Raw genomic sequence first — 25,491 nt, 5'->3', positions numbered from 1 at the left:
AGCGAGAGCGGGAACCGAATGTACAGCATCACTGCCAGGCGGATAATCTCAGGGCTGGTTTTGAAGTATTTGAAATTGGCAGGCTTGGTCATTCCCAAACGCTACGCAACCACCTTGCCCGGCTCAACACGCGTTTTTTCTGACAAAACGCTACCAGTCACTCGTTTTTTTCATAAACAATAAATGGCGTTTTTTTAGCCACTTTGTCATAAAGAGCTCGACCTGGGTAGTTAAATTCTTGGGTTGTCCAGTAAGTGGTTGGAACACCGTGCTGTTTGGCGATCTGAAAAACAGATTCGATTAGATCTCGACCTACACCTTTTCCCCTAACCTGCGGATCAGTGAAAAGATCCATAAGATAACATGTATCCTCCACGGACCACATGAACCTATGGTAAAGATAGTGCGCTAATCCAACCGGTTTTCCGTCTAACTCAGCGATGAGACAATTGTATTCACCTGCATCCGTTGACAACAATCTGTTGAATGAAACCTCGTAGACTTCTTCTGAAACAGAGGTCTCGTAGAAATCCAAATATGCCGTCCATAAGCGGCGCCACTCTTCGTTGTCTTTCAATTCAAGCGGACGGATAATTAAGCCTTCCGGCATGGGTGATTTCTCCTGCGTTCCCTTGCGTGCGTACAACCGAGATCGCCCAGCGCAGTCAAATCGGCTGCTTCTCGACATCCAGACGATCATGTCTAAGTGGAATGTCCTCATCCACTGCTTCGTCCAATTCCTGGGCGTATCGATGACCTGAATAAACCGCTGCTGCAATAATCGCCGGCGCGTCGCAATCTCCTATGCGACGAAGGCTGAACGGCAAATCCTCGGAACTCACCCGCCCCAGCAATCCCCTGTAGAGACCATCATTTGGCTTCCGAGCAGTAACCATCACTATGTTGGCAACCGGAACATTCACATATGGACCGGCATAGGCGCACTCCAACCCTGCGATTTCGCCATCAAATTGTTTAAGCGACTTTGACGGCAAGATCTCGACCCCTAAGCGAAGCAAATGCGTTCGGATGCGCCAACGTTCGGACGTATTTCCTGCCCAGTCAGAAACACTGTCAGAAGGTGTGACCAGCGTGACGGTATGTCCCTGCGTTCTGATTTTTTCAGCAATAACACTGGCCATGTAGTAGCCATCACCATCAAAAACGAGCGTTGGTCCATCGGGAAGATTCCCATCCATGATGTCATCGGGAGTAAAGACCCGACCTAAGGCAGACCCTTTTGCGACCGGAGCGAAACGTTCTTCGTCAAAATACTCCTTTCGCCAAGTCGCGCCGGTTGCAATCGCAACGTGGTCAGCCTCTACGGCCAAGATATCGTCAACTGTCAGCGGACTTTCTCGGTAGATTTCAACGTTGGGCAACTCAATCAATTGCTGCTCGCGATAGTCTTTGACGCGAACGTACTCGCTCATTCCAGGCAGGGCCGCTTCGCGCGACACCCTGCCACCCAATTCACGAGAAGCTTCTGCCAAGAGGACATCATACCCACGCACACCAAGTGCCCGTGCAGCTTCAAGTCCGGCAGCCCCTGCCCCGACAATCAGAACGCGCGCATCTGAAGATTTCTTACGAATGACTTCGGGGTGCCAGCCTTTACGCCACTCCTCTCCAATTGTTGGGTTCTGAGTGCATCGAATAGGCACCCCGATCGAGTCGCTGGCGTAACAAACATTACATCCAATACATTCGCGGATCGCGGACAAGCGTCCTTCTTCGATCTTCTTTGGAAGGTAAGGATCAGAAATTGAAGGGCGTGCAGCCCCAATGAAATCCGTAATCCCCCGCCTGACTTGCGAGACCATGGTATCAGGTGACGTGAAGCGACCAACGGTCACGACGGGCTTATCCGTCACGGACTTGACCCAATGCATATAGGGTTCAAGAGCAGCTTCTTTAGTAAAACGGGAGACACCCATCTCAACCGAGTAATCTGCGATGTTGATATCCCACAAATCCGGAAGATCGGAGAGCATCTCAAACATCTCTCGTCGCTCACCATAGATTGGCTGGCCATCCTCGCCGATCTCTTCGTCAGCCGAGAACCGAACGGCCAAGGCGCACCGATCGCCAACGGCATCTTTGGTTTCCTGAATCAACTCGCGGGTGAGACGCACCCTGTTTTCTAAATTGCCACCATATTCGTCACCGCGCGTGTTCACGCGCGGATGCAAAAAATTCGAGATCAGGTATCCGTGCGTTGCGTAAACATAGACAACGTCAAATCCAGCGTCTCGTGCCCTCAACGCGGCCTTTCGATGCCAGCGGCGTAGGTCCAGGATGTCCTGCCTGTCCATTGCGCGGGTCTGAAAAGGGTGCCCTTTCGTATTGGGACGGCTGTCGACATCCATGCTCGGCAACCGGGAAAACAAGTTGTTCGAGTTAGCGCCTCCGTACCAAAGCTCCGCCCCCGCCAGGCTACCATACTCGTGCACCGCGTCTGTCATCAGTGCGTGCGCCCGAACATCACTGTCATCCCAAAGCGACGCATAAGGGTGCGGTAGGTCGTCAGAAGACGGGTGGATTGAATTGTATTCCGTGCATATGACACCCCACCCCCCTTGCGCCTTCACTTTTCGCATAGCGGCAAGAGTACGAGGATATTGCCAACCCATACCTGTACAGTGCGGCACCTGATAAAATCGGTTTGGCGCTGTAACTGGCCCGATTTGGACTGGTTCGAAAAGGATGTCGTAGCGAGAGTCCCTGCCCATTTTTTTATCCTTGGTTAGCTGCAACATGCGCTAGCTGATCTTGTCTGGAATGTCCGGCTTGAAAGCCGCTCTGTTTCAACCACCGTTGTTGAACTCAGGCATTCGAAAATGATCTGGGTAGACCTTGGCAAGAAAGGCGGCGATGTGATCCCGGGCGACGGAACGTTGAAAATTCTCTGGATAGGTCAAAAGTTCCAACCAGATTCCGTCGTAGAGAGATTCCAGAATATTGGCGACTTGCCTTGGCGGCATGTCCATATATTCACCGTCCTCAGCAATCTCGGAACACAGTCGCAGTGCGATGTCGCACCTCTCCTGATCAATATCATTGATCAGACTGCGGTAGACCTTGCGCCGCCCTGCCTCTCCGAAAAACGCAAACCAAACAGCTAGTTTTTTTGGAGTGCAAATCTGCGGATGAAAGTGCGCGTCGACGATAGCCAACAGCTTTTCTGGTGCTGACAACCCTGCATTTTCATAAGCTTCCAACCACTGCTCGTGATGTTCTTTAGCTAGAAACAACAGCGTTTCTTCCAGCAAGTTCTCTTTGCTTTTGAAATGGAAGTTGACGATACCCAGAGACAAGCCGGCTATCTCGGTGACGGTGGACATAGTCGTTCCACCAATTCCGTTTTCGGCGATCGAGTCGATTGTCGCGTCGATGAGTTGTTGTCTCCTCACCTCCTTGGACTCGGTGCGCCGACGCCCCTCAGGATTTGTCTTTTCGATTGGCGATTGTCTCACCCGAGTGCATCCCATCTACTAAAGCACTTCATCGGTCTTGCCTGTCCCTACAGACAAACTTCGCCAGCGAGTGCGTATTTGACATCTAAGGGAAACATGTCATTGATTGAATGATCATTCAATGGCGAGAAGGTAATAATTTGAAAACAAGCCGGATGTTCGCAAACGTCGATCTAAAGTTCCGACCAAAAAGTGAAAACTGGGTCACGCACCAAAGAAATGACTCTGCGATGCAATGTCCCCAGAGGCTCAATCCGATCTTCAATGGCGGCCCAAGCCGTGTCGGCCTGCAATTGATCCCTGAATTCGATAACTGCCATAAGCGTATGGTTACGCTGCTCGTCGGTGTCGTAACCACTTGCAGTGATGCGTTTGCACAAAGGCGTCCCTTTCGTAGCCAGACCTTTCTTGACCAAATGTTCGACAAACGCCTCCCAAGCCTGTTCGAACGCGTCAAGCTCGACGGTTGGTTTCAATTCGAATTGGTTCAAAAGTCTCGGCATTCTTCAAATACTGTCCGGCAAAGTATCACCAGCCAAACCTATGCAATTCCCCCCGTAAGGCAAGCGCGAGGCCGTTAGATGATCCGTAAAGAGAACCCAGTCATCGCAAACAGTCTGTGGTCAGCAACTTCAAGTTATTCAACAAAATACCCGCAACTCGTTGACGAACTGAAATCCGACGTAACCGTGATTGGCGCCGGGTTCACCGGACTTTCAGCAGCACTTCATCTGGCCGAGCAAGGCGTCAAAGTTGTTGTGATCGATGCCCAGCACCCGGGCTGGGGAGCTTCTGGACGCAATGGCGGTCAAATCAATGTGGGCCTCAAGGATGGACCGACCGGCATCAAAACCAAGTTTGGAGATCACTGGGGAAACAGAATGATCCGAATGGCCGGTGACGCTGCCGATCTTGTGTTCGACTTAATCGCTCGGCACCACATTGAGTGTGACGCAAAACGCCCAGGCTGGCTACGCGCAGCGCACACGCACAAAACACTCAGCGAATTACACAAGCTCGCCGAGGATTGGGACAACCACGGCGGGGGCATGATACAGCTTGATCAAAGCGAAATGCAGCGCCTGACAGGGACCGAAGCTTACCTTGGTGGTGTTCTGGATCACCGCGGCGGTGTTTTGCACCCATTGAATTATGCGCTTGGGCTGGCCGAAGCAGGTCGCCGCAACGGTGTAAAAATCTTCGGCGAAACGCCCGCCAACCAGATTACTTCAGAGGCCGGCCGTTTTCGGGTTGAAACCCCCAAAGGGGCTGTCATCTCAGAGAAGGTGTTGATTTGCACTAACGCCTATTCTGGAGATCTGCATCCGCGGTTGTCTCAGTCAGTTTTGCCCGTTCGCTCAGTTCAGGTTGCTACGTCGCCCCTGTCCGACAATGTCCGCCAGACAATTCTGCCAGAAGGCAACGCTTTGTCAGACGCGCGACGCCTACTTCTGTACTTCAGGCAAGACGCGGAGGGTCGCTTTCTAATGGGAGGTCGCGGCACCTACAACGACAACTCCACTCTCAAACAAATCGAACGTTTGAAGCGCATCTCAGTCGAACTTTTCCCCCAAATTTCCGGAGTTCAGTGGGAATTCGAGTGGGGCGGCTTTGTTGCATTGACGAGAGATCACTATCCACACCTGCATGAGCTCACTCCGGGGGTTATGACAGGTCTGGGATACAATGGGCGCGGCGTTGCCATCGCCACGGCAATGGGGCGCGTCCTCGCCAAATGGGCGACAGGAACCAAAGCGGACGAGCTGGAATTTCCGGTTACCCCCCTCAAACCACTGCCCTTTTCGTTCGCGAAGGAAACTCTTGTCGAAGCAGAAATTCTACGCCTTAAACTCTTAGACAAGTTGGGACTTTAGTGAGCTCGCAAACAACGCCTACTAGCGGTTTTTGGAGAAGAAGCGATATGTCAACGCGATAGCGGCCAAAGAGAGACCTGAGCCGTACCCAATCCAAACTCCATTAGGCCCGAACCCCAACCAAAAGCCCAGCGCATATCCAAGCGGCAATGCAAAGACCCAATATGCAATCAAGGTGATTGCAACAGGGACATGATTGTCCATCATGCCCCGAAAAGCGCCCAGCATTGTCCCCTGCACGCCATCTGCAATCTGCATTGCAGCAATCACAAGGAACATCGATATCGCGAGAGAAATGACCTTTGGGTCATCTGAAAGACTATTTGCCAAAGGAGCGCGGCCTATCAAAATACTAGTAACGACAACAGCCATCCAACCAACAACAACCAATAGCGACGCCAACACAATCGGCTTGAGCCTTTCTGTTTCATCCGCACCAATTGCCTGAGCGACACGTATCGAAATCGCAATCGAAACCCCTAGCGGCACCATGTAAATGACGTCGCTGACCGCGGAAACGATTTGATGCGCGGCGAGCGCGGCGGCACTGAACCATCCAAGCATAAGGCCGGCGACAGCGTAAGCGGCTCCCTCCCCCAGATAACCAACGGAAATAATGAACCCTTCTTTGACCTGCGCTTTGACCTCGGACCAGTCGAAACTCGCGGCTCTTAGAAGGCCTCTCTTTCTTCTCCATTCTCGCAAAATCACGAGCGCCATAAGCAACGGCACTATCTGAGACAACAGACTTGCAATCCCGGCGCCAACGAGACCCAGACCCGGCCAACCACCAACTCCGTGAATCAAAACATAGTTCGCGGGGATGTTGAAACCGACCGCAAGAAACGCAAGACCAACGCCAATCCACGGACGGTTCATGGCGTCGAACAGAGCCTTCAGAGTATAGAAAATCGTGAAAGGCACCAAAAGAAGGCTCATTGCGACCCAGTAGCCGCCTATTAGGCTGAGCACTTCAGGCGGCTGCCCAATCCAAGAAAGTACAGGCTTAAGGCAGATCATTGCAACAGCGCCAAGTGACCCCACGACCAGGGAAACAAAAATCCCCGCGCTTACTGCTGCTGCCAGCCCTTGGTTACTCGTTTTCCCAAAAGCATCTGCCATTCGCACACCAATTGCGGAAACAAAGCCGTAGAGCGCTGAATAGAAAATGACCAACACTGAAGCAGTGATTGAAACCGCCGCCAGGGGAAGCGTTCCCAATGGGGCCACCATCACTGTGTCAACGACACCAATCAAAGCAGCAGCAGCAAGAGAAATAACTATCGGAAAAGCAAGCCGTGCAAGGTAACGCGCCTCTTTTATGATGGCGACCCAGGATGGCCGAGGCTGCTGCGATATCCGCACTCGCGTCATATTTTTGGGCCTTTCAGTCGAAATTGACTAAGCCGTATCCCCAAGTAATTCTGGAACCAAACGAACAAGGCATCCCCATGCGGCCTGTTCCGCCTGCTTTCGGCTCAGGCTTTCCGGAGCGAGATGCAGTCGTTGCCAATAGCCATCCGTTAATGTCTCCATCCATTCAGCCATTTGGTCTGCTGAAGTAACGTCGTCTGCTGAGAGCAGTTCATTCCAGATCAATCTCAACGTCTCTCTTCGACGTGTCTCGAAATGCTCGGCAACTTCGTCATACTGCAGTTGAAATCGAAGCTCGCCCCAAAATGCATACCAAAGGGGCAAGACATCCGGACCACATGCATCCGGGTGGAAGTCAGCTTTTATCAAAGCCCTTATCTTTTCGGCGGGCTTGTCCCCTGCTCGCTCTAAAGAAGCTGACCAGTGCTTTTCGTAACGCTGGTACAGGTCACGCAAAGTTTCGGTCAGAAGACCAAGCTTTGATTTAAAATAAAACGCCGCAACACCCTGAGAAAGCTCAGCCTCAGACGCCACTGTTGCAAGCGTCGTTTTTGCCAACCCGTACGTCAATATAGAGCGGCAAGCCGCGTCCAGCAGCTGCCGGCGACGACGATCTGCGTTCTCCTTCCGCTCTTTGCGGGGACGTTTCCGCTCAGCTTCGACCAATTGCCGCTTCTCCTACGAATGCAGCCATGTACAGCGCGCAAAAAAGATGCGTCAATAGCTTGAAATTTATTTGAGCGCTCAAATAAACTTTACGAACATACACCTGATCTGTAAAGGAAAGAGAAAGGGGTGGAATTATTTGACGGTTGAGAACAGATACGACGTGATCGTGGCCGGCGCTGGTCACAATGGATTGACCGCCGCCGCCTATTTGGCACGCGCGGGCATGCGTGTTTTGGTGGTCGAAAAGAATGACTGGATTGGTGGCGCGGCAGTCAGCCGATCGCTGCACGAAGGTTGGACGTACTCGAATTGCTCATACGTTTGTTCTCTTCTAAGGCGTGAGATTGCCCGGGACCTTGAGCTACCAAAGTACGGGCTTCAGGTTATTCCGTATGAAGGTGGCGCGAGCTTTACTCGCGATGGGGATTACTTTGCCTACTACTCCGATCACAACGCCCTAAAGCGTGAAATGGCGCGTCATTCTGCAAAAGATGCCGACGCCTACCGCGGTTATTCGCAAGCTATCGTGCGGCAATGCCGTTTTATCCGTCCCTTTCTGCTTCGAGACGCACCGGACCCCGTTTCTCTCCACCCGCGCGATCTCGGCGAACTGGCATACCTCGTAAAAAAAGCACATGGGCTGGGCAGTCGGGAACTCGGTGAAACTCTGAAATTCTGGACGATGTCCATTGGTGACTTTCTGGATGAGCATTTTGAGAACGACCTGATCAAAGCCCATTTGGCTGGCTCCGGCATTATCGGTACCGGCCTCGGAGTGTACTCACCCGGAACAGCCTACGTTCTGCTGCACCACTACATGGGTGACATTGATGGTGGTATCGGTGCCTGGGGTTTTGCGCGCGGCGGGATGGGCGCAATCTCGAATGCCATTGCGGACTCATTCAAAGATAAGGGCGGTACAATCCACACAGGTTCGGGGGTTGAGAAAATCCTCAGCAAAGATGGGCGCGTTGAAGGCGTGGCTCTTGAGGACGGCAAGATTTTCTATGCCCCTGTCGTTGCCTCCAATATGGATATCAAACGCACTGTTCTGCACCATATTGACGCGGCCGAGTTGCCGGATGATTTCACCAAGGCGGTGCGAAACTTCAAAATTCGCGGGTCTTCGGCGAAACTCAACATCGCACTTGACCGCTTTCCAAATTTCCCTGCTGCACCCGAGCACTCCAGTTTCCTAAGGGGTGATTTGCATGTATCGCAGAGCCTCTTTGAACTTGAAAAGGCCTACGATGATTGGAAAGTCGGGCGCTGGTCGGAAAAGCCATATATCGACATGCTTATCCCTAGCCAGATTGATCCGACTATGGCGCCGACAGGTGCCCACATGATGACGGTTTTCGTCCAATATGCGCCTTATGACCTGGAAGTCGATGGCGTTAGATCGGCCCAGAAATGGGACTTAAAGCAGCGCAGCGCGATGGCAGAAACTGTACTCGACCAGATGTCTGTGGCGTGTCCCGACATTCGCGAGCGCGTCGTTCATATGGAAGTGCGTTCACCCTTGGAAATCGAGCGCGAGGTCGGTCTGACAGAGGGCAACATTTTCCAAGGCGAACTGACTTTTGATCAGCTTTTCTTCAACCGGCCCGTCCCGGGTTGGTCGCAGTACAATTTACCCATCAAGGGGCTTTATTTGTGCGGCTCATCCGCTCATCCGGGCGGAGGGGTTATGGGTGCCCCCGGTGCGAACGCTGCCCGCGCTATTCTTAGGGAAGAAACACGGCATTGCCGAATGAAGGGGTATGCCGCATGAGCCAATTTGATGCGATTGTCATTGGCGGGGGTGTAAACGGCCTGATTGCCGGAACACTCCTTGGTCGACGCGGCAAGAATGTCTGTATCATTGAGAAATCCAACAGGTTCGGCGGCATGGCGTCTTATTCTGTGGATGGCGGCCCGACGCTCGCCCATTCGCTTTATAACCTGAGCCCGCGGGCCTTGAGTGACATCGGGATAGATCCTCAACACCCTGTCCTGTCCGGCAAACCCGTCTCCACGGTCTCTCTGTCTGAGGATGGGCGGCATACCGTCTGCAAGAACGACGGCGTCTATTGGAGCGACGGGACAAAACACCCGGAATCCGACGCCTGGTCTGATCTGAGACAGCAGTTGATTACCTATGGGGGCCTTTTGCGCCAACTCGCCGAGGCTCCACCTCCCGGCGGTAAAAGGGCCATCCTTTCCCGAGGTGGGCTGAATGAGTTTTTGCGCCTGGCAAAATTGGGCATAGGTCTGAAAAAGCTGGGCAAATTTGAAATGCGGCGTTTCCTGCAGGTCGTCTTATCCAATGTCCACGACATTGTCCTAGATGACCTGTCGGAAGGACCGGTGGCTGGAATGCTTGCTGCTGATGCAATCTGGGGGGCAGCCACCGGTCCAAGATCTCCGGGCACGGTGTTCAATTTGATCTATCGGCTAGGTCACGGAGGAACCATCACTCAACCAGCAGGCGGAATGTCTGCGCTGACCGATTTGATGGTAGATGCTGCACATAACGCGGGTTGCGTGCTGATGCCGGAAACTGAGGCATCCCGCATTCTCTTGGACAACGATGCAGTCTCCGGAGTGGAAACCACCGATGGACGAACCATTACAGCACCCATTTTGCTCAACAACCTTGCCCCAAGACTAACAAGCCAAATGACCGGGCCCTCTGCTTTTGACATCGAAACGGTGCGGCGAGTTCGAAATATACGGGCGCGTGGAACAGCTGCTAAGGTCAACCTACGGCTCGTGGATGGCTCCGCCCTGCCCAGCCTGAGTGACGAATTGGCACACGAACGTCTGATCTATGCTCCCTCTGTGGATTTCGTCGAAGCTGCGTTCAACCCGGCTAAGTATGGTCAAATGTCCAAAGCACCTGTGATTGAAGCCTTCAAAATGCAGACAGCCGACGGAGCAAGCTGGCTGTCAACCATAGTGCAATATGCGCCATCTGACCTCGAAGGCGGCTGGACTGAGACTGCAAAGGAACAGCTTGCGGAAATTACAGTTGAAACTCTTAGCCGCGCCCTGCCCGGCTTGGGTGATCAAATTGCAGGTAAGCAGGTCATAACACCGGATCAAATCGAAAGCGCAACCGGAGCGCCCGGCGGGCACTGGCACCATGCAGAAATGTCTTTGGACCAGCTCCTGACACTTCGGCCCACGAACGGGATGTCCAGATACTCCATGGGGCCGAAAGGGCTGTTCCAATGCGGTGCAGCAACGCATCCCGGTGGCGATGTCATGGGCCTCGCTGGTCGCAATGCGGCGCTGGCGGCGCTGGAGGCTCAGCCATGAGCATCTTTACCGATCCAAAACTCGGTTTGATACCCGGGCCGTTTCACAAAAAACTCGAAGAGCAAAATCGCGCACAAAATTGGTACGATTGGGACGGCTATGCTGCCCCAGGTGTGCTGGACAGTGTCGAGTTCGAGTACTTCGCGCTGCGAAATCAGGCCTCTTTGTTTGATATCTCACCAATGCACAAGTACCGATTGACCGGGCCGGACACGACAGCGATGCTCAATCGCCTAGTGACACGGGACGTCCGAAAAATCAGCGTTGGTCGCGTGGGGTACGCGGTCTGGTGTGATGAAGAGGGTATGGTCATCGATGACGGGACTCTTTTCCATCTTGGCGACAACGATTGGCGCCTTTGTTGTCAGGAACAAATGCTGACATGGCTACTCGACGCTGCATGGGGTTTTGACGTTTCAGTCGTCGACGAAACTCACAGTGTTGCTGGACTTTCGCTGCAAGGGCCGACCTCTCACGCAGTTTTGGAAGCCGCTGGTTTAGATTTCAGCAAGCTGAAGCCATTCGATCTCGCTCAAATTGACCACAGTCTCATGATCTCGCGGACGGGTTTTACCGGTGATTTAGGTTACGAGCTCTGGTGCGACTGGAGCAAGGCAGAAGCGCTTTGGGACAGAATTTGGAAAGGTGGCGAACATCAGGGAGTGCGCGCCATTGGATACGAAGCAGTTAATTTGGCCCGCATCGAAGCGGGGTTTCTGACCGCAGGCGTGGATTTTCAACCTGTTCATGCGACCGAACGGTTGCACCGAGGCCAAACACCTTTCGAACTTGGTCTGGGTCGGCTAGTCGATTTCAACAAAGGACATTTCAATGGCCGGCGAGAGCTGCTGTCCAAGCGAGAGAAGCCAAGAAGCCTCCTCATGCGTTTCGATGTCGAAGGTTTCAAACCCTCAGAAGGGTCATTGATCTACAATCGACGCAAGAAAGAAGTTGGGCACATAACGTCCGGAATATGGTCGCCAACCGTCAAGCGCAACATCGCGTTGGCACATGTCCGCGTGCCGGATGCTGGCCGGTCATCCGGCTTAAAGGCCGAGATTTACACTCTGCAAGAAGGCAAATGGCGCACCAGGATGGCGCGCCTCACTCCTGTCACCAAAGCCTTTTTCGCACCGCCCCGCGCACGTGCTACGCCACCGGCCCGCACCTAAAGGAGAAGCAGACGTGAACACCCTAGGTAATACACCAACCGACGGCGACCTTGTCGCTTGGGATCGCGACCATCACCTACATCCTTGGGCCGGAACCGACGGCTTTGGGTCCGACGAGTACATGCGGGTAAATACAGCGGATGGTATCTACCTCTGGGATGCTGCCGGGAAGCGATATATTGATGGCCCTGGCGGAATGTGGTGCACACAGATCGGATACGGGCGTCAAGAGATGGCCGATACCATTTCCCAACAGGTTATGAAGATGCCCTACGCGTCGCCGTGGTCTTTTACGACCGAACCCGCGGCCGTTTTGGCGCGAATGATCGCGGAACGTACACCAGGCGATCTGAACACGGTGCACTTCACGACCGGTGGGTCTACGGCCGTTGACACCGCACTGCGGACCGCACTTTTCATGAACAAACGGCTTGGCCGACCGGAGAAGAGGATCGTGATCGGCCGGGAAAAAGGCTACCACGGATCAACCTTTCTCGCCGCGACTGTCACTGGAAAAGAACGTTTCGAAACAAGCTTTGAAAAAGCTCGGGACTTGGTGCGTTTTCTTCCAGACGTGAATCCCTACCACCGGCCAGAAGGGACGAGCGTGGAAGCCTGGTGCGACGCCAAAGTCGCCGACCTTGAGAACCTGATTGCTGATGTAGGTGCTGACCGCATTGCCGCCTTTATCGCGGAACCGATCCTGTGTTCCGGTGGCGTGATCGTTCCACCTCCGGGCTATCATAAGCGCACGCTCGAAATTTGCCGGGCAAACGACATTCTGTACATTTCGGATGAAGTCGTAACCGGTTTTGGCAGGCTGGGCCATTGGTTCGCCTCAGAAGACGTCTTTGGCATCGTCCCTGACATTATCACTTGCGCAAAAGGTTTAACCTCGGGCTATCTGCCGCTAGGTGCCTGCATAATCTCGGACGCAGTAATGAAACGCATTTCAGACGCACCGGGCGACGATGTTTTCTACAACGGCTACACATACTCCGGGCACCCTGTGAGCTGCGCGGCTGCCATTAAAAATATTGAAATCATGGAGCGCGAGGACATTCTAGGACACGTTCAACGCGTCACACCGCATTTCCAGGACCGCCTAAATCAAATAAAGGAAAAGTTTCCGATAGTTGGGGATGTGCGCGGTGACGGGCTCCTCGGGTGCATAGAATGTCGCCCTGAACTGAACGTCGAGAGTTATGAAGCGCATGTGAAGTTTGGACAGAAACTGGACGATGCGTGCGAGGAGATGGGACTCCTCTTGCGACCATTTGGAAACATGGCCGTGTTCTCGCCCCCTCTGATCATAACTCCGTCGCAGATAGACGAAATGTTCGACATCATGGAGGCGGGTATGGCGCAGGTCTCCAAGGATTACGACGCATAACAATCATCGCGCTATGACAACGGCCCAGTTAGATCAGGCTGGCTTCCGACCACGGATGTGATGTGGGCAATGCTCTCCGGTTTTTAGCACGGGCTGCATAGCGTCCCAGATCTCGATTTGATGTTCGATAAACTCCGCACCATGCCGGGCTTCCCAGTCGGCTCGGTTTGGTCCGGCCAATTCCTCAAGTTCCGCAGCGGATACCTGAGAATACCAAGGGTTGCGGTTAACCAATTCTACGTTTTCAAAGCCCGCCAACTCCATGGCAGCGCGGTACTTAGAGGGCGACGCCATCTGAAACTCCAAGGCTTCCATCTTTACGTAGTGCGCCATCTCGGGTGACATTTCCCCATCGTGATTGGTCAACCAGTCAGAAGCCGCGAAATGACCACCCGGTTTAAGCACGCGATACGCTTCCGCGGCCATCGCTACTTTGTCGGGGATATGAATGATCGAGTCCTTCGAAAACACTACATCAAAAGTACCATCCTCGAATGGCATTGGGCCTGGGGTGACCTCTAGGATTTCGACCTTCTCCTCCAAGCCCGCCTGCTTAGCTCGCTCTCTCGCAGCCGCGCAAACTGGGGCCTCTACATCAATCCCCGTCACTCTAGCGGCGCTGAACTCCCTTGCCATCAACACTGCGATGGCTCCAGATCCGCATCCGATATCAAGGATATACTTATCTTTCAGATAAACCCCTTCAACAACACGAGCAACTTCTTCAGGGCCTCCCGGTGAAAGAAACCCCTCTCCCCAAAGCTCTTCCAGAAAGCTGATTGCCTGTTGGTCATATAGGATTTCGTCTGACATAGGATTCCCCCCGCATCTGATTGTCAGTCAGTCACTGTAGTGAAACCTTTTCTCTCATCTCAGACAAGCTTTATCGCGAAATCGCAGGTCAGAGATTCAGTTATTATTGAATGATCATTCAGTCAGTAGACATCAAGTGATTTGACTGGTATTCGGAGAAAAGCACGCCTAAAAGGATTTTCTCGCAATGGCTGACACCCTACCGACGCATGCCCAAACCGTGATCATTGGTGGGGGATCTATCGGCGCGAACACGGCCTATCACTTGACTAAACTCGGCCATACCGATGTTGTCGTTCTGGAACAAGGACAACTGACATCGGGAACTACATGGCATGCCGCCGGTCTGATCGTAGCCGGCCTTCTTAAATCCGAAGCTGAGTGCGCTATCTACACGCACGGCCGAGACCTCTATGCGAACCTAGAGAAGGAAACCGGTATATCCACAGGCTTCCGCGACGTTGGATATCTGCAAATTGCAACCAACGAAGAACGCCTGCATGAGATGCGCCGTGTCGCAGCCTTCATGCGGCGTTTTGGGATAAACAACCACGAAGTCTCAGTAAAGGAAGCACAGGATATGTTCCCTATAGGGGACCTCTCAGACGTCGTTGGAGCATTCCTCATTCCGGAGGACGGTCGGGCCAACCCGGTGGACGTGACAATGTCTCTGACCAAGGGAGCCAAAAACAGAGGCGCACGTTTCTCTGAAGGTGTGCGGGTTGAAGAGATTTTAGCCAGGAACGGCACTGCGACCGGGGTCCGCACGGCGAACGGTCATACCATAACAGCCGAAAACGTTGTGATCTGCGGAGGCATGTGGTCTCGCCAACTTGGTGCAAAACACGGTGTAAATCTGCCTCTCCAAGCAGCTGAACACTACTATCTGATAACGGATAGTATCCCGGGTCTACCCCGCGACCTGCCCGTTCTCGAAGACCCTTCCACTTACACGTATTACCGTGAAGAAGTCGGTGGGATGATGTTGGGGCTCTTTGAACCCGGCGCCGCGGCTTGGAAGCTCGATGGCATCCCGGATGAATGGCAATTTGGAGAGATCGAGCCGGACTGGGAACGTGTTGGGCCCGACCTGGAGAAAGCCTATTCGCGCGTGCCTGACACCATGAACTACGGCGTCAAAAAACTATTCTGCGGTCCGGAGAGCTTTACGCCTGATCTTGCGCCGCTTGTTGGCCCGACGCCTGAACTGCGCAATCTTTGGGTTGCGTGTGGATTGAACTCACTTGGCATCCTGAACGGGGCGGGCACGGGTATGGTTTTGGCCCATTGGATGGTGGACGGCATACCTCCAATTGATGTCACCGGCATCAACGTCAATCGTTTTTCTCGTGAAATGGCGACACCGGCCTTCCGACGCGACAGGACACCTGAGTTGCTCGGAAAACTCTTTGGCCAGCACTACCACAATGAGAACTACAAAACGGCGAGGAACGTGAAGCGTTCAGTGCTCTATGACCGCCTCAAAGAGGCCGGAGCCTTCTTTGGCGAAGGAAATGGTTGGGAGCAACCTGATTGGTTTGCTCCGACGCCCGAACAGGCCAAAATCGAAAAATACAGTTGGTATCGCCAAAATTGGTATGAATGGCACGCCGAAGAACACAAGGCCGCACGCGAGGATGTCATCGTAATGGACATGACATCAATGGCTTGTTTCAGCGTCGAAGGCCCGGACGCATGCTCCCTTCTCTCTCGCCTTTCTTGCAATGAAGTCGATGTTGAATCCGGTCGCGTCGTCTACACAGCCTGGGTAAACGAACGAGGTGGGTTTGAGGCTGACCTCACAGTTACCCGACTATTCGATCAGAAATTCTGGGTCATCGTGGGTGAAAACTCGGCGGGTCATACAGAAATGCGCATGCGACGGCACATTCTGGACGATGAGAACGTAGTTATCACTGACATCACCGCAGCGCGCTGCCAAATCAACGTTCACGGCCCAAAGTCGCGTGAACTATTGAGCAGAATATCCGGTGCTGATTTGTCGGATGAAGGTTTTCCCTTCATGACGGCGCGTGAAATCGACATCGGGTATGCCGTAGCTATGGCCTATCGCGTAACTTTTGTTGGCGAACTCGGCTGGGAACTTCACGTACCGGCCACCCAGGCCGTACAGACCTATGATCTGATTATGGATGCAGGTCGTGATTTGGGCGTTCGCAATGCTGGAATGCAGACCCTTAACTCCCTGCGGCTGGAGAAATCCTATCGTGATTTCGGAATTGATTTGGACAACACAGACAACCCGATTGAAGCCGGTCTTGGGTTTGCCGTTAAATTGGACAAACCGGGTGGCTTCATCGGCAGGGAAGCGCTAGCCGCGATCAAAGCAAAAGGCATGCCCAAAAACCGAATGTTGCAGTTCCTGCTCGAAGACCCAGAGCCTCTCATGTACGGCAACGAGATGATTTATCTCAACGGCAAGGAAGTCGGATATATTCAAGTTGGAGGATATGGGCACACTCTCGGCGCTGCTGTCGGTATTGGTTTTGCAGAGATTGGCGAACCGTTGACTGCAGACGTAGTCGCAACGGGGCAATGGCAGATCGAAATTGCCGACGAGAAATACGATGCGACCGCCTCGTTAAAGCCGCTTTATGACCCCGACATGCGCAAGATAAAGTGCTGACGCATTATTGTTCGGTGCTGTATTTCAAACCGGAAAGTGTTTTGGGAAAAACCGCGACAGCGAAAGCATGCAAACATCCCTGAATTCCCGACGATCAGCCACTTTGGGATACAACATCAAGCTGAGCCAGGCCCCATCAGACATCGCCTCTACAGCGCGGGCTGTTTTTTCCGGATCGAGATCGTGGTAACCGCCATCGGCGATCAATTCACCACACAATTGCAGGATTCGGTCGTATCTTTCGTTGTCATATTTATTATGTATTTTTAAATAATTAGGGCGATACTTCGCTTGACCCCAGAAAGCAAACCAGACAGCCAAGCGCTTGTGGGTGCAGATGCTTTTGTCAAAATCCGCTCGAATGATGGCAGCCAGCCTATGTGCGGCTGTAGGTTCCGCATCGTCGTAAGACTTTAGCCAATTCTCATAATGTTCTTGTGCAAGGAAACCCAGCGCAGCGTCATACAGTGCTTCCTTGCTGTCGAAGTGATAGTTCACAACGCCATGAGACAGATTGGCAGTTTCGGTCACATGTTTAAGCGTCGTGTCAGAAAACCCGCGCTTTGAGATCGAGTCGATGGCCGCCATTATCAATTGCAAGCGACGAACTTCAGGAGGTTCGGTGCGTCGTTTTTTCTGAAGCTCATGCGTCTCCAATTTAACTCTCCTCTCGTTCGGCCATTTGCCTGTCCAGCAAATCCGCTCTCTGTTGTCGGAACATAATTATTGCTGCGATAGCAACGCAAATAGCAATCACAAGAATCATGATGGTCGCTAGCGCGTTGATGTCCGGCCTGAGGCCCAGTCGAATGCGCGAAAAGATCAAAATTGGCAAGGTATTTGCGCCCGGACCAGTAACAAAACTCGCTATGACCAAATCATCGAGAGACAGCGTGAAGGCCAGCAACCAACCAGAAATAAGAGCCGGAGTAAGTTGTGGGATCGTAATAGCTGTTAGAACTTTGAACGGTTTTGCACCAAGATCAGCGGCCGCCTCTTCCAATGTTTGCCCCACACCGGTTAAGCGTGCCTGAATTGTCACCGCCACATAGGCCATAGAAAAGGTAATATGCGCGATTGTAATCGTCGCAAAACCGCGCTCAGCAGGCCAACCGATCAGCTGATTCAGAGAGATGAAGAAAACCAGCAAGGACAATCCGGTTATCACTTCAGGCATCACCAAAGGCGCGACCAGCATCCCTCCGAACAAGGTCCGCCCCTTGAACCGGCCAAAGCGCACCATAGCCAGCCCGGCCAAGGTGCCGAGCGCTGTAGCAAAAGTCGCGTTCACAACGGCAATCTGAAGACTGAGTGAAACAGCACTCCAGACTTCGGCAGATTGAAAAAGCTCCTTGTACCAGCGCAACGACCATCCACCCCAAACCGGTACCAGCTTTGAGTAGTTGAATGAGTAAAAAACCAACAGGATCATTGGGATGTAAAAGAATGCCAGTCCCAAGGTCAGCATGATGGTTAAGAAACGGGAGCGTTTGGCGTACATCTATTGCTCCTCCGCTGCTTTGCCTTGGTAGTGCTGGAAAACCATGATTGGCAGCACCAGTATGAACAGCAAAACAATCGCAACTGCGGCGGCCACTGGCCAATCGCTGTTTCTAGAGAACTCATTGTAGAGAACCCGCCCAATCATCTGCACGTTACCGCCACCTAACAGATCGGGGATAACGTATTCGCCGGTCGCAGGGATAAAGACCAGCAGTGAACCAGCGACAATTCCAGGCATCGTCAGAGGCAATGTGATTTTGAAGAAAGTGTTCGTTGGTTTGGAACCAAGGTCGGCGGCCGCCTCGTTCAGGCTGTTGTCCAGCTTCTCCATATTCGCGTAGAGCGGCAGGATCATGAACGGCATATAGGTATAGACGATCCCGATATAGACGGCGAATTCCGTGTAAAGCATGCGGATCGGCTCATCGATCACCCCCAGCGCTATCAGAAGGTTGTTGATCGTGCCTTGATCCGCAAGCAGGCCCATCCACGAATAGACCCGCAACAAGAAAGACGTCCAAAACGGAAGAATGATTGCAAACAACAAGAGCGGCTTCGCGACCGGCCCCGATCGTACAATTGCATAGGCAATAGGGTAGCCAAACAAGAGGCACAAGAACGTACACGTTACTGAAATCTTGAGTGAATTTACGTAAGTGTCAAAGTACAGGCTGTCTTCCCAGATGTAGACAAAGTTGTCGAAGACTAGGCGGATTGTCATGATCCCGTCGCCTGTCCACTCAATTAAACTTGTGAATGGCGGGCTCGCAATCGCCAGCTCAGCTAAGCTTATCTTTGCGACAATGAAGAACGGTGCCAGAAAAAAAATAAGCAACCAGAAGAACGGTATGACGGTGACGATCTGACGCCATCTGCTCTGGATACGCCGCATCACTAAACGGATCATGGGTTGTCGTTCAACCTGCGGCGGTTCGGACATATCCTCGGTGTAATCCGTCATGAGTGGAGCAACATGGCGCTAGACGGATCCCAGCTGATATTCACCTTGTCTTCCCAGGTTAATCGCTGCGCAGCATGCGTCGGACGTGACTGGTTGGGCTGAGTGACGTCGAAGATTTCGCCATTAGAAAGCCTTACCTTATAGATCGATGTCTCTCCCAAATACCCAACATCGTCGATAACGGCTGCTGTCTGGTTCGCGCCCTCAGCAATTGTATCAGATCTCTCAAGTCGAATTTTCTCGGGCCTCAGCGCAACCCAAATCTTGCTGCCAACCTTCACCGAATGACCGTGATCAATATAAACTTCGCAGAACTCGGTTTCGACCCGAACATGGTCGGCCCCATCCTCGGTCACCCAGCCCTCAAAAATATTTGCTGATCCGATAAAGTCAGCCACAAAGCGGGACTCTGGAAACTCGTAGATCTCTGTCGGTGTTCCTATCTGCTTGAAGCGTCCCGCGTCCATGACTGCCATTCGCGAGGACAGGGTCATTGCTTCTTCCTGATCGTGAGTTACGACGATGAACGTGACGCCGACCCTGTCCTGAATGTTAGCAAGCTCAAACTGCGTTTGCTTACGCAGTTTTTTATCCAGAGCAGCCAAAGGTTCATCCAAGAGCAGCAGCTTGGGACGTTTGACCAAGGCCCGCGCCAAGGCAACACGCTGACGTTGCCCACCGGACAGTTGTTTAGGTTTTCTCTTTTTGAAGTCTTCCAACTCAACAAGCTTGAGGATGTCGTGAACCCTGTCAGCAATGTCTAGCTTTGGGACATGGTCTTGCTCCAACCCGAAAGCCACGTTTTTTTCGACGGTCATATGCGGAAACAGCGCATAGCTTTGGAACATCATGTTCGTCGGACGTTCGTAGGCTGGCACATCGGCCATATCGACTCCGTCGATAGTGATTGTGCCACTGTTTAAATCCTCGAACCCAGCAAGCATTCGAAGCAGTGTCGACTTTCCACATCCAGATCCGCCTAAAAGGCAGAATAACTCTCCTTTGTAGATATCCAGATCAACGTTATCGACAGCAGTCACTACACCGTATTTTTTGGTTACGCCTCTGATTTTGACCAGAGGTTCCTGTTCTTTTTGATCGAGCCATGATTCTGGGCTGACAGCCGTGGAAACAGTCAATTTGGGCCTCTTAGTCTGCCAGTCGGGATTCGGGGATGCAGTAGTGAACCGGTCAGGTTCGCTACTGCATTTGCTAGTGTGAATGGAATTAGTTTCCGGCCTTAAAGTCAGTCCAGGTACGTGTCTGCAAGCGCTCAACCTTGGGAGGAAGAACGGCAGTCGTGTACATCTTGGCAACCTGATCCGATGTTGGGAACGCGGCTGGGCTGGAGGTGACAGCCTCATCAACCATCGGCTTGGCCGTCAGGTTGGCAGTCGCATACCAAGTGAAGTTACTATCATTGGCTGCAACCTCGGGACGCATCATATAGTTCAGGAAAAGATGAGCGTCTTCTTTGTTCGCAGCATCTTCCGGGATCAACCAGCCATCAATCCAAAGCTGCGCTGTGCGATCACCTTCGGGCAGGAAGAAGTCCAGAACAACTCCAGTGTCGGCTTCAGCTGCACCGGACATAGCAAGGAGACCATCAGGGCCCCATGTGGTTGAGACACAGAACTCTTTCTGAGGCATCCGTTGATAAGCATAGTTATCGAAGGTTTTGATGTATGGCCTGATTTCCGCCAGCATCTCCCCAACCTTCTCATAGTCTTCCTTGTTTGTGGAGTTCGCATCCAGGCCCATATGCGCCAAAGCCATCGGAATGATGTCGCCTGGGGAATCCAGGAACGAAACGCCACACTTGGACAGCTCTTTCATGTGAACAGGATCGAAAACCATATCCATCGAGCCGATGGGGGCATCTGGATACGTCTCTTTCACCAATTCTTCGTTGTATGTGACGCCGTGCGTTCCCCACATATATGGAATGAAGTGTTGGTTGCCTGGATCCCATTCACTTGACAACTGCTCCATGATCGCCGGGTCGATGTGCTTGATATTGTCCAGCTTCGACATATCCAACGGCGCAACAATTCCCGCCTTAATCAGCCGAGCCGTATCACTGCCGGCATGACTAACCACATCATATCCGCTGTTTCCCGCCAGTAGCTTGGCATCAATTGCTTCGGCAGAGTCATACGGATCATAGATAACCTTAATACCGTATTCTTTTTCGAAGTTCTCGATTGTGTCTTCAGCGATGTACTCTCCCCAATTCGTAACCTTCAAAACACGCTCTTGCGCGTAAGCCGATCCCGAAATTGCAGTAGCAGTTGCTGCTAAAACTGTAATTCCGGCGATTTTTCTGATTGAGTTCATAACTTCGCTTCCTCTCCCTGAGTGGTGGCTGAATTTGTCTTGCCTTGTTTGCTAGTCTGTTTTCTCGAATGATCGCGCCCGCATTGCGGGCGCGATCACCAAGCACCCCATTCCCCCAAGTCGCTATATTTTTATCTGACTGGTCATTCAGAACGGTAATCTGCTGAAATCTGCACTGTCAAGCTTGGCTTAATAAATTTTGATCATATCACTTCATATCAATGGTTTTGCACCGGATTTGAGCAGGTAAACCGAAAACCCTCGACCAAGGAAACCTCACAGGCGTGACTCACAGCAAATTTTTGAATGATCATTCAGTCAGAAAAAGTTGACGAGAAAGTTAATTTGGGCGACACCTACACTCAGTCGAAGAATGGCGGGTCCAGCAAGGCCAAATTTTTATTCCTGGATACTGTCCCCACCTTAGACCCAAACTGACCAAACCAAAACTATGCGGGTTGTTCCGATGCGCGACGAAGCCAGAAACACAGAAATTCCCGCCAATTGGGACCGTCGCGGGTTGCCCGGTTGGTGCTATCACAGCAACGCCCTTCTTGAACTCGAGAAGAGCGAACTGTTCAAAACGCATTGGCAAATCGCCTGCCACGTTTCGGATATTGCAGAGCCCGGTAGCTTTCTGTGTTTCGACATGTGTGGTGAACGCGCCCTGATCTTGAAAGATAGCAGCTCGGACATCCGCGCGTTTCTAAACGTTTGTCGTCACCGCGGTTCTCGACTCGTGTCTAAAGAACAAGGAAAATGCGCAAACGCTGTGGTCTGCCCATTTCACGGCTGGGTTTACAATCTTGATGGAACGCTACGCGGCGCCGCCCGTCCGGAGTCGTTCCCCGATCTAGACAAGCACGAGTTTGGCCTGAAAGAAATTGAAATGGAAATCTGGCAGGGTTTTGTCTTCGTGCGCTTCAAACCTGGACCCCAGCCATCAGTAACGGAGCTGCTAACCCCGATTGAACAGGAAGTCTCTGCCTACAAAACGGCCGAACATGTCCCTACGGACGGAATCTGGACCGAGGAGACTCCTGTAAACTGGAAGTCAATCAGAGATGTCGACAACGAAGGGTATCATGTCCCGCTCGCGCACCCTGCCCTTCAGGATTTATATGGCTCGACCTATTCAGACGAACCATATGTCGATGGTGTCTCGCGTTCTGACGGAAAATTCACTCCGACAAAGGGCCGCAGGTGGGCTGTTCGCAACTACAAGAAATTCACTAAACCACAGCCTCACCTGCCTGAAAACCTGCACAGAACTTGGCTTTACTACGGCATTTTTCCAAATGCGGTAATAGCCGTCACACCTGAGACGACCCTCTTTTATCAAGAGTTTCCGATCACGACGGATAAATCCATTCTACGGAGCGCGACATACCGAAACCCGAACGAAGACCGCCAACAAAGAGCGGCACGCTACCTTGCCGCTCGGATTGATCGAGAGACAGTGGAAGAAGATATTCAGCTCACGATATGGTCCAACGAAGCCATGGCTTCAGAGGTGTTCGAGGGCTTCTATCTTTCTGATCTCGAGTACGGCGTGCGCTCCCATCATGACCATCTCAGGAAAATTCTTCCAATCTACAAATCTGAATCAGCGCCTGGAGAAGATGAAGTTGCCGCGTTGAATGATGCGATGTCCGCTGAGCCGAAATCGTGACTAAAGGTATATTCAAAGTGGAGAAAGCAGAAGCTCAAAGGCAGTTCCTGGCAACGACTGTCGGAACGCCTGGTTCTGGTGCCACAAGATATGCTGCTGCGATGTATTTCTTTAAGAACGGAAAGCTTTCTGCCGAGATGCTGGAAATCTACCGAAGATGCAGCAAGTTTGACACGGAAGATCCGCTCGATCTGGCTAGATACGAGGGCGTTTCAATTCCAGAATTCGTTTGCAATCTAAGCTCAAGAACTGACGAATGACTTTTCGCGCGCAAAAGACCAAATCCCTGGACAATTCAGATCCTTGTAAATTCTCACGATGCTGAGAAAGCAAAAAACCTACTCCGAACATTGTCTCACAGGCCACTCTAAGTGTTGGAGCGAAAACATTGAAAGTTTATGACTTTGACGTCGTTGTCGTTGGTGCCGGAGCAGCAGGAATTGCAGCTACTCGTGCTCTCAAATCGGCGGGACTCTCAGTAGTCTGCATCGAGGCATCCAACCGCGTCGGGGGGCGCGCACACACGGACACGGAAATCTTTGGCGTCCCGTTCGACGTGGGAGCGCATTGGATGCACACCGAACATGCAAACGCTCTGAAAGCTCCGGGTCTAGCACTTGGTCTTGATCTCTATGCGGCCCCGGACAACGCGGTGACGTATGGCTTGGAGGATGACGCTGTTCTGTGGGACGAGGTCGACGAAATTCATAGCGCGATAAAAGAAGCGGCGCGCATCGATGCAGAAATTGAAGCAAGTACCGGAATTCCAACAGACCGGTCCTTGGCAGACATTTGGCAGAACAAAGGGCATTGGTCATTTACGGCAGCGATGACATTCGCGTTGTCAATTGCCAGAGATTTGCCGGATACATCTCTGCGAGACATCAGTGCCTGGGAGGGCGGAGACGATTGGTTTTGCCGCGAAGGCTTCGGACACCTCATTGCATGCACCGCAAAGGGGCTGCCAATTAAATTGGCCACTCCGGTCACTGAAATAAAATCTCTCACTGAAGGCGTGCAGATAACTACGGCCACTGGCAAGATCAAAGCTCGAACCGTAGTTGTTACAGTTTCCGTCGGCGTCTTAGCCGAAGACATCATCCACTTTGAGCCCCCGCTAGAATCCGACCGACGCTCAGCGCTCGAGCTCATCACTATGGGAGACTACAATCACGCTGGCCTCCTTTTCCGCCCCGGAGCTTTGCCAGTGCAACCGGATACTTGGCTGACATACCACTTAGAACCCGACGCCAAAGGGGTAGCCCGTGGAGGTGGTTTTCTTTGCGACATCTCAAACACCGGTCTAACTAGCTTTGAAAGTTCTGGCAGCTTTTCCACAGATTTGCAGGATGCGGGATCTGAAAGCGCCATAGAACATGCGCTCGAAACACTGGTTGGCTTCTTCGGCACAACAGTCAGAAAAGCCTTCATCAAAGGCCACGCCACCGCTTGGCGAAATGAACCTTATGTGCGTGGTTCTTACGCTGGAGCCAGACCAGGAGGCCACGACAAACGCGCTGTCTTACGCCAGTCTCATGCTGAGCGGGTGCACTTCGCCGGTGAAGCGACACATCCTAACCAACAATGCTCGGTCAGCGGAGCCCACCTAGAAGGATTAAGGGCCGCGGAAGATGTGTTGGCGCAGCTAAGCTGAACACCTGGCGATCAACTTGATCCAGCAAGTGGAAAAATCATAGGGTGCTGTCAGACGAATTCGAACCAGTCTCTGTTAGGCCAGTAGAGCTGTCCATTATTCCATGCCAAGTTCGCGCCACTCGGCAAGAGCGGCACTGCGTGTCAGCTTGAAGGTGTCTCGGCTGGTGAGCGATCTTTCCTGGTTGAAGTGGTTGTAGACGGAGGAGTGAACAGCGGCGAATTTCTGTAAACTTCGCATGCGTCTGAAACGCTGCATGGCGCGTTCTCGTCGTCGGAACGGCAGGTGCGAATTCTCAACCCTGTTGTTGAGCCACCTACCCGTTCTTTGTTTTTCGAGCGCGCCCATTTCTCTGAGCGCAGCTTTGTAGGAAGCGAAGCGATCCGTCACGATCTCCTCCGCACAACCGTGCCGCTTCATCAATTTCTTGAGGAACTTCAATGCTGCGGCTTTGTTTCTGCGCTTCGTGACGACTGCTTCGAGCACCTCTCCTTCGTGATCGACGGCACGCCAAAGATAATGCCGCTTGCCATTCACCTTCACGAATACTTCGTCCACGTGCCACTTCCATTTCGAGAACGCGCGCAGCTGCTGAACACGCTTTCTGCGGATCTCTGAAGCGAACATCGGACCAAATCGGTTC

General features: G+C 52.5%; 22 protein-coding genes and 1 pseudogene. 9 read left to right on the top strand and 14 right to left on the bottom strand.

The features are described from left to right. The 5 genes and pseudogenes from AC2FNV_RS20390 to AC2FNV_RS20370 all read right to left on the bottom strand — a co-directional run. Positions 1–92: pseudogene (locus AC2FNV_RS20390) on the bottom strand (IS6 family transposase); the annotation flags it as partial. Positions 93–157: 65 nt separating this feature from the next. Next, entirely contained in the window at positions 158–610 is a 453-nt protein-coding gene (locus AC2FNV_RS20385; RefSeq protein WP_496774292.1) for a GNAT family N-acetyltransferase, read from the bottom strand. A gap of 55 nt (positions 611–665) precedes the next feature. Then, a complete protein-coding gene (locus AC2FNV_RS20380) occupies positions 666–2,732 on the bottom strand; it encodes an oxidoreductase (RefSeq protein ID WP_496774290.1) in 2,067 nt (688 codons plus the stop codon). Positions 2,733–2,807: 75 nt separating this feature from the next. Further along, positions 2,808–3,476 carry a TetR/AcrR family transcriptional regulator gene (locus tag AC2FNV_RS20375; RefSeq protein ID WP_496774288.1) on the bottom strand — a complete coding sequence of 223 codons (669 nt, stop codon included), beginning with the start codon at positions 3,474–3,476 and terminating at the stop codon, positions 2,808–2,810. Between the two features lie 173 nt (positions 3,477–3,649). Beyond that, the gene (locus tag AC2FNV_RS20370; protein WP_496774286.1) at positions 3,650–3,979 is read right to left on the bottom strand and encodes a DUF6614 family protein; all 330 of its coding nucleotides are present in this window, start codon (positions 3,977–3,979) and stop codon (positions 3,650–3,652) included. A gap of 78 nt (positions 3,980–4,057) precedes the next feature. Here AC2FNV_RS20370 and AC2FNV_RS20365 point away from each other — a divergent pair, with 78 nt between their 5' ends. Next, the gene (locus AC2FNV_RS20365) at positions 4,058–5,350 is read left to right on the top strand and encodes an NAD(P)/FAD-dependent oxidoreductase (RefSeq protein WP_496774284.1); all 1,293 of its coding nucleotides are present in this window, start codon (positions 4,058–4,060) and stop codon (positions 5,348–5,350) included. 21 nt (positions 5,351–5,371) lie between these two features. On the opposite strand, the gene AC2FNV_RS20360 is transcribed toward AC2FNV_RS20365, so the two are convergent. Continuing rightward, a complete protein-coding gene (locus AC2FNV_RS20360; protein ID WP_496774282.1) occupies positions 5,372–6,724 on the bottom strand; it encodes an MATE family efflux transporter in 1,353 nt (450 codons plus the stop codon). A gap of 27 nt (positions 6,725–6,751) precedes the next feature. Then, on the bottom strand, positions 6,752–7,390 hold the full coding sequence (locus AC2FNV_RS20355) for a TetR family transcriptional regulator C-terminal domain-containing protein (RefSeq protein WP_496774280.1): 639 nt from the start codon (positions 7,388–7,390) through the stop codon (positions 6,752–6,754). Between the two features lie 139 nt (positions 7,391–7,529). Between AC2FNV_RS20355 and AC2FNV_RS20350 the strand changes: the two genes are divergently transcribed. Genes AC2FNV_RS20350 through AC2FNV_RS20335 form a run of 4 tightly spaced genes read left to right on the top strand, consistent with a single transcriptional unit; the run spans position 7,530 to position 13,261 of the window. Beyond that, positions 7,530–9,167, top strand: coding sequence for a phytoene desaturase family protein (locus AC2FNV_RS20350; protein ID WP_496774278.1), 1,638 nt, complete (start codon positions 7,530–7,532; stop codon positions 9,165–9,167). Further along, entirely contained in the window at positions 9,164–10,696 is a 1,533-nt protein-coding gene (locus AC2FNV_RS20345) for a phytoene desaturase family protein (protein WP_496774276.1), read from the top strand. Before AC2FNV_RS20350 ends, AC2FNV_RS20345 begins: the two co-directional genes overlap by 4 nt. Further along, positions 10,693–11,868, top strand: coding sequence for an aminomethyl transferase family protein (locus AC2FNV_RS20340; protein ID WP_496774274.1), 1,176 nt, complete (start codon positions 10,693–10,695; stop codon positions 11,866–11,868). Before AC2FNV_RS20345 ends, AC2FNV_RS20340 begins: the two co-directional genes overlap by 4 nt. 13 nt (positions 11,869–11,881) lie before the next feature. Continuing rightward, complete coding sequence (locus AC2FNV_RS20335) at positions 11,882–13,261, top strand: aminotransferase (protein ID WP_496774272.1); 1,380 nt, start codon at positions 11,882–11,884, stop codon at positions 13,259–13,261. Positions 13,262–13,294: 33 nt separating this feature from the next. Here the strand turns inward: AC2FNV_RS20335 and AC2FNV_RS20330 are convergent, their stop codons facing one another. Beyond that, positions 13,295–14,074, bottom strand: a complete 780-nt coding sequence (locus AC2FNV_RS20330; RefSeq protein ID WP_496774271.1) for a class I SAM-dependent methyltransferase — start codon at positions 14,072–14,074, stop codon at positions 13,295–13,297. 187 nt (positions 14,075–14,261) lie between these two features. Here AC2FNV_RS20330 and AC2FNV_RS20325 point away from each other — a divergent pair, with 187 nt between their 5' ends. Continuing rightward, a complete protein-coding gene (locus tag AC2FNV_RS20325; RefSeq protein WP_496774269.1) occupies positions 14,262–16,721 on the top strand; it encodes a GcvT family protein in 2,460 nt (819 codons plus the stop codon). A 24-nt stretch (positions 16,722–16,745) separates the two neighbouring features. Here the strand turns inward: AC2FNV_RS20325 and AC2FNV_RS20320 are convergent, their stop codons facing one another. The 5 genes from AC2FNV_RS20320 to AC2FNV_RS20300 form a co-directional block, all read right to left on the bottom strand. Next, a complete protein-coding gene (locus tag AC2FNV_RS20320; RefSeq protein WP_496774267.1) occupies positions 16,746–17,378 on the bottom strand; it encodes a TetR/AcrR family transcriptional regulator in 633 nt (210 codons plus the stop codon). A gap of 1 nt (position 17,379) precedes the next feature. Next, positions 17,380–18,222 carry an ABC transporter permease subunit gene (locus AC2FNV_RS20315; RefSeq protein WP_496774266.1) on the bottom strand — a complete coding sequence of 281 codons (843 nt, stop codon included), beginning with the start codon at positions 18,220–18,222 and terminating at the stop codon, positions 17,380–17,382. After that, the gene (locus AC2FNV_RS20310; protein ID WP_496774294.1) at positions 18,223–19,131 is read right to left on the bottom strand and encodes an ABC transporter permease subunit; all 909 of its coding nucleotides are present in this window, start codon (positions 19,129–19,131) and stop codon (positions 18,223–18,225) included. Between the two features lie 50 nt (positions 19,132–19,181). Further along, complete coding sequence (locus AC2FNV_RS20305) at positions 19,182–20,324, bottom strand: ABC transporter ATP-binding protein (protein ID WP_496774264.1); 1,143 nt, start codon at positions 20,322–20,324, stop codon at positions 19,182–19,184. A gap of 88 nt (positions 20,325–20,412) precedes the next feature. Beyond that, the gene (locus tag AC2FNV_RS20300) at positions 20,413–21,522 is read right to left on the bottom strand and encodes an extracellular solute-binding protein (protein ID WP_170464492.1); all 1,110 of its coding nucleotides are present in this window, start codon (positions 21,520–21,522) and stop codon (positions 20,413–20,415) included. A 466-nt stretch (positions 21,523–21,988) separates the two neighbouring features. On the opposite strand from AC2FNV_RS20300, the gene AC2FNV_RS20295 reads away from it, so the two are divergent. The 3 genes from AC2FNV_RS20295 to AC2FNV_RS20285 all read left to right on the top strand — a co-directional run bounded on the left by AC2FNV_RS20295 (position 21,989) and on the right by AC2FNV_RS20285 (position 24,848). Continuing rightward, on the top strand, positions 21,989–23,194 hold the full coding sequence (locus tag AC2FNV_RS20295; RefSeq protein WP_496774262.1) for an aromatic ring-hydroxylating oxygenase subunit alpha: 1,206 nt from the start codon (positions 21,989–21,991) through the stop codon (positions 23,192–23,194). Then, a complete protein-coding gene (locus AC2FNV_RS20290; protein WP_496774260.1) occupies positions 23,191–23,454 on the top strand; it encodes a hypothetical protein in 264 nt (87 codons plus the stop codon). The genes AC2FNV_RS20295 and AC2FNV_RS20290 overlap by 4 nt, the downstream gene beginning before the upstream one ends. Positions 23,455–23,582: 128 nt before the next feature. Continuing rightward, on the top strand, positions 23,583–24,848 hold the full coding sequence (locus tag AC2FNV_RS20285) for a flavin monoamine oxidase family protein (RefSeq protein ID WP_496774258.1): 1,266 nt from the start codon (positions 23,583–23,585) through the stop codon (positions 24,846–24,848). A 96-nt stretch (positions 24,849–24,944) separates the two neighbouring features. Here the strand turns inward: AC2FNV_RS20285 and AC2FNV_RS20280 are convergent. Continuing rightward, a partial coding sequence (locus AC2FNV_RS20280) for an IS6 family transposase (RefSeq protein WP_496774256.1) occupies positions 24,945–25,491 on the bottom strand: 547 nt, incomplete at its 5' end.

It is taken from the genome of Ruegeria sp. BHSA163 (assembly GCF_059613365.1).
The sequence above is the reverse complement of the archived record's forward strand: the minus strand, read 5'-3'. Positions and strand labels throughout refer to the sequence as shown.

Bases quoted from the DNA above. Each gene is read 5' to 3' on its own strand.
- AC2FNV_RS20385 (WP_496774292.1), bottom strand. From the start codon at position 610: ATGCCGGAAGGCTTAATTATCCGTCCGCTTGAATTGAAAGACAACGAA.
- AC2FNV_RS20380 (WP_496774290.1), bottom strand. From the start codon at position 2,732: ATGGGCAGGGACTCTCGCTACGACATCCTTTTCGAACCAGTCCAAATC.
- AC2FNV_RS20370 (WP_496774286.1), bottom strand. From the start codon at position 3,979: ATGCCGAGACTTTTGAACCAATTCGAATTGAAACCAACCGTCGAGCTT.
- AC2FNV_RS20365 (WP_496774284.1), top strand. From the start codon at position 4,058: ATGATCCGTAAAGAGAACCCAGTCATCGCAAACAGTCTGTGGTCAGCA.
- AC2FNV_RS20360 (WP_496774282.1), bottom strand. From the start codon at position 6,724: ATGACGCGAGTGCGGATATCGCAGCAGCCTCGGCCATCCTGGGTCGCC.
- AC2FNV_RS20345 (WP_496774276.1), top strand. From the start codon at position 9,164: ATGAGCCAATTTGATGCGATTGTCATTGGCGGGGGTGTAAACGGCCTG.
- AC2FNV_RS20340 (WP_496774274.1), top strand. From the start codon at position 10,693: ATGAGCATCTTTACCGATCCAAAACTCGGTTTGATACCCGGGCCGTTT.
- AC2FNV_RS20330 (WP_496774271.1), bottom strand. From the start codon at position 14,074: ATGTCAGACGAAATCCTATATGACCAACAGGCAATCAGCTTTCTGGAA.
- AC2FNV_RS20325 (WP_496774269.1), top strand. From the start codon at position 14,262: ATGGCTGACACCCTACCGACGCATGCCCAAACCGTGATCATTGGTGGG.
- AC2FNV_RS20315 (WP_496774266.1), bottom strand. From the start codon at position 18,222: ATGTACGCCAAACGCTCCCGTTTCTTAACCATCATGCTGACCTTGGGA.
- AC2FNV_RS20310 (WP_496774294.1), bottom strand. From the start codon at position 19,131: ATGATCCGTTTAGTGATGCGGCGTATCCAGAGCAGATGGCGTCAGATC.
- AC2FNV_RS20300 (WP_170464492.1), bottom strand. From the start codon at position 21,522: ATGAACTCAATCAGAAAAATCGCCGGAATTACAGTTTTAGCAGCAACT.
- AC2FNV_RS20295 (WP_496774262.1), top strand. From the start codon at position 21,989: ATGCGCGACGAAGCCAGAAACACAGAAATTCCCGCCAATTGGGACCGT.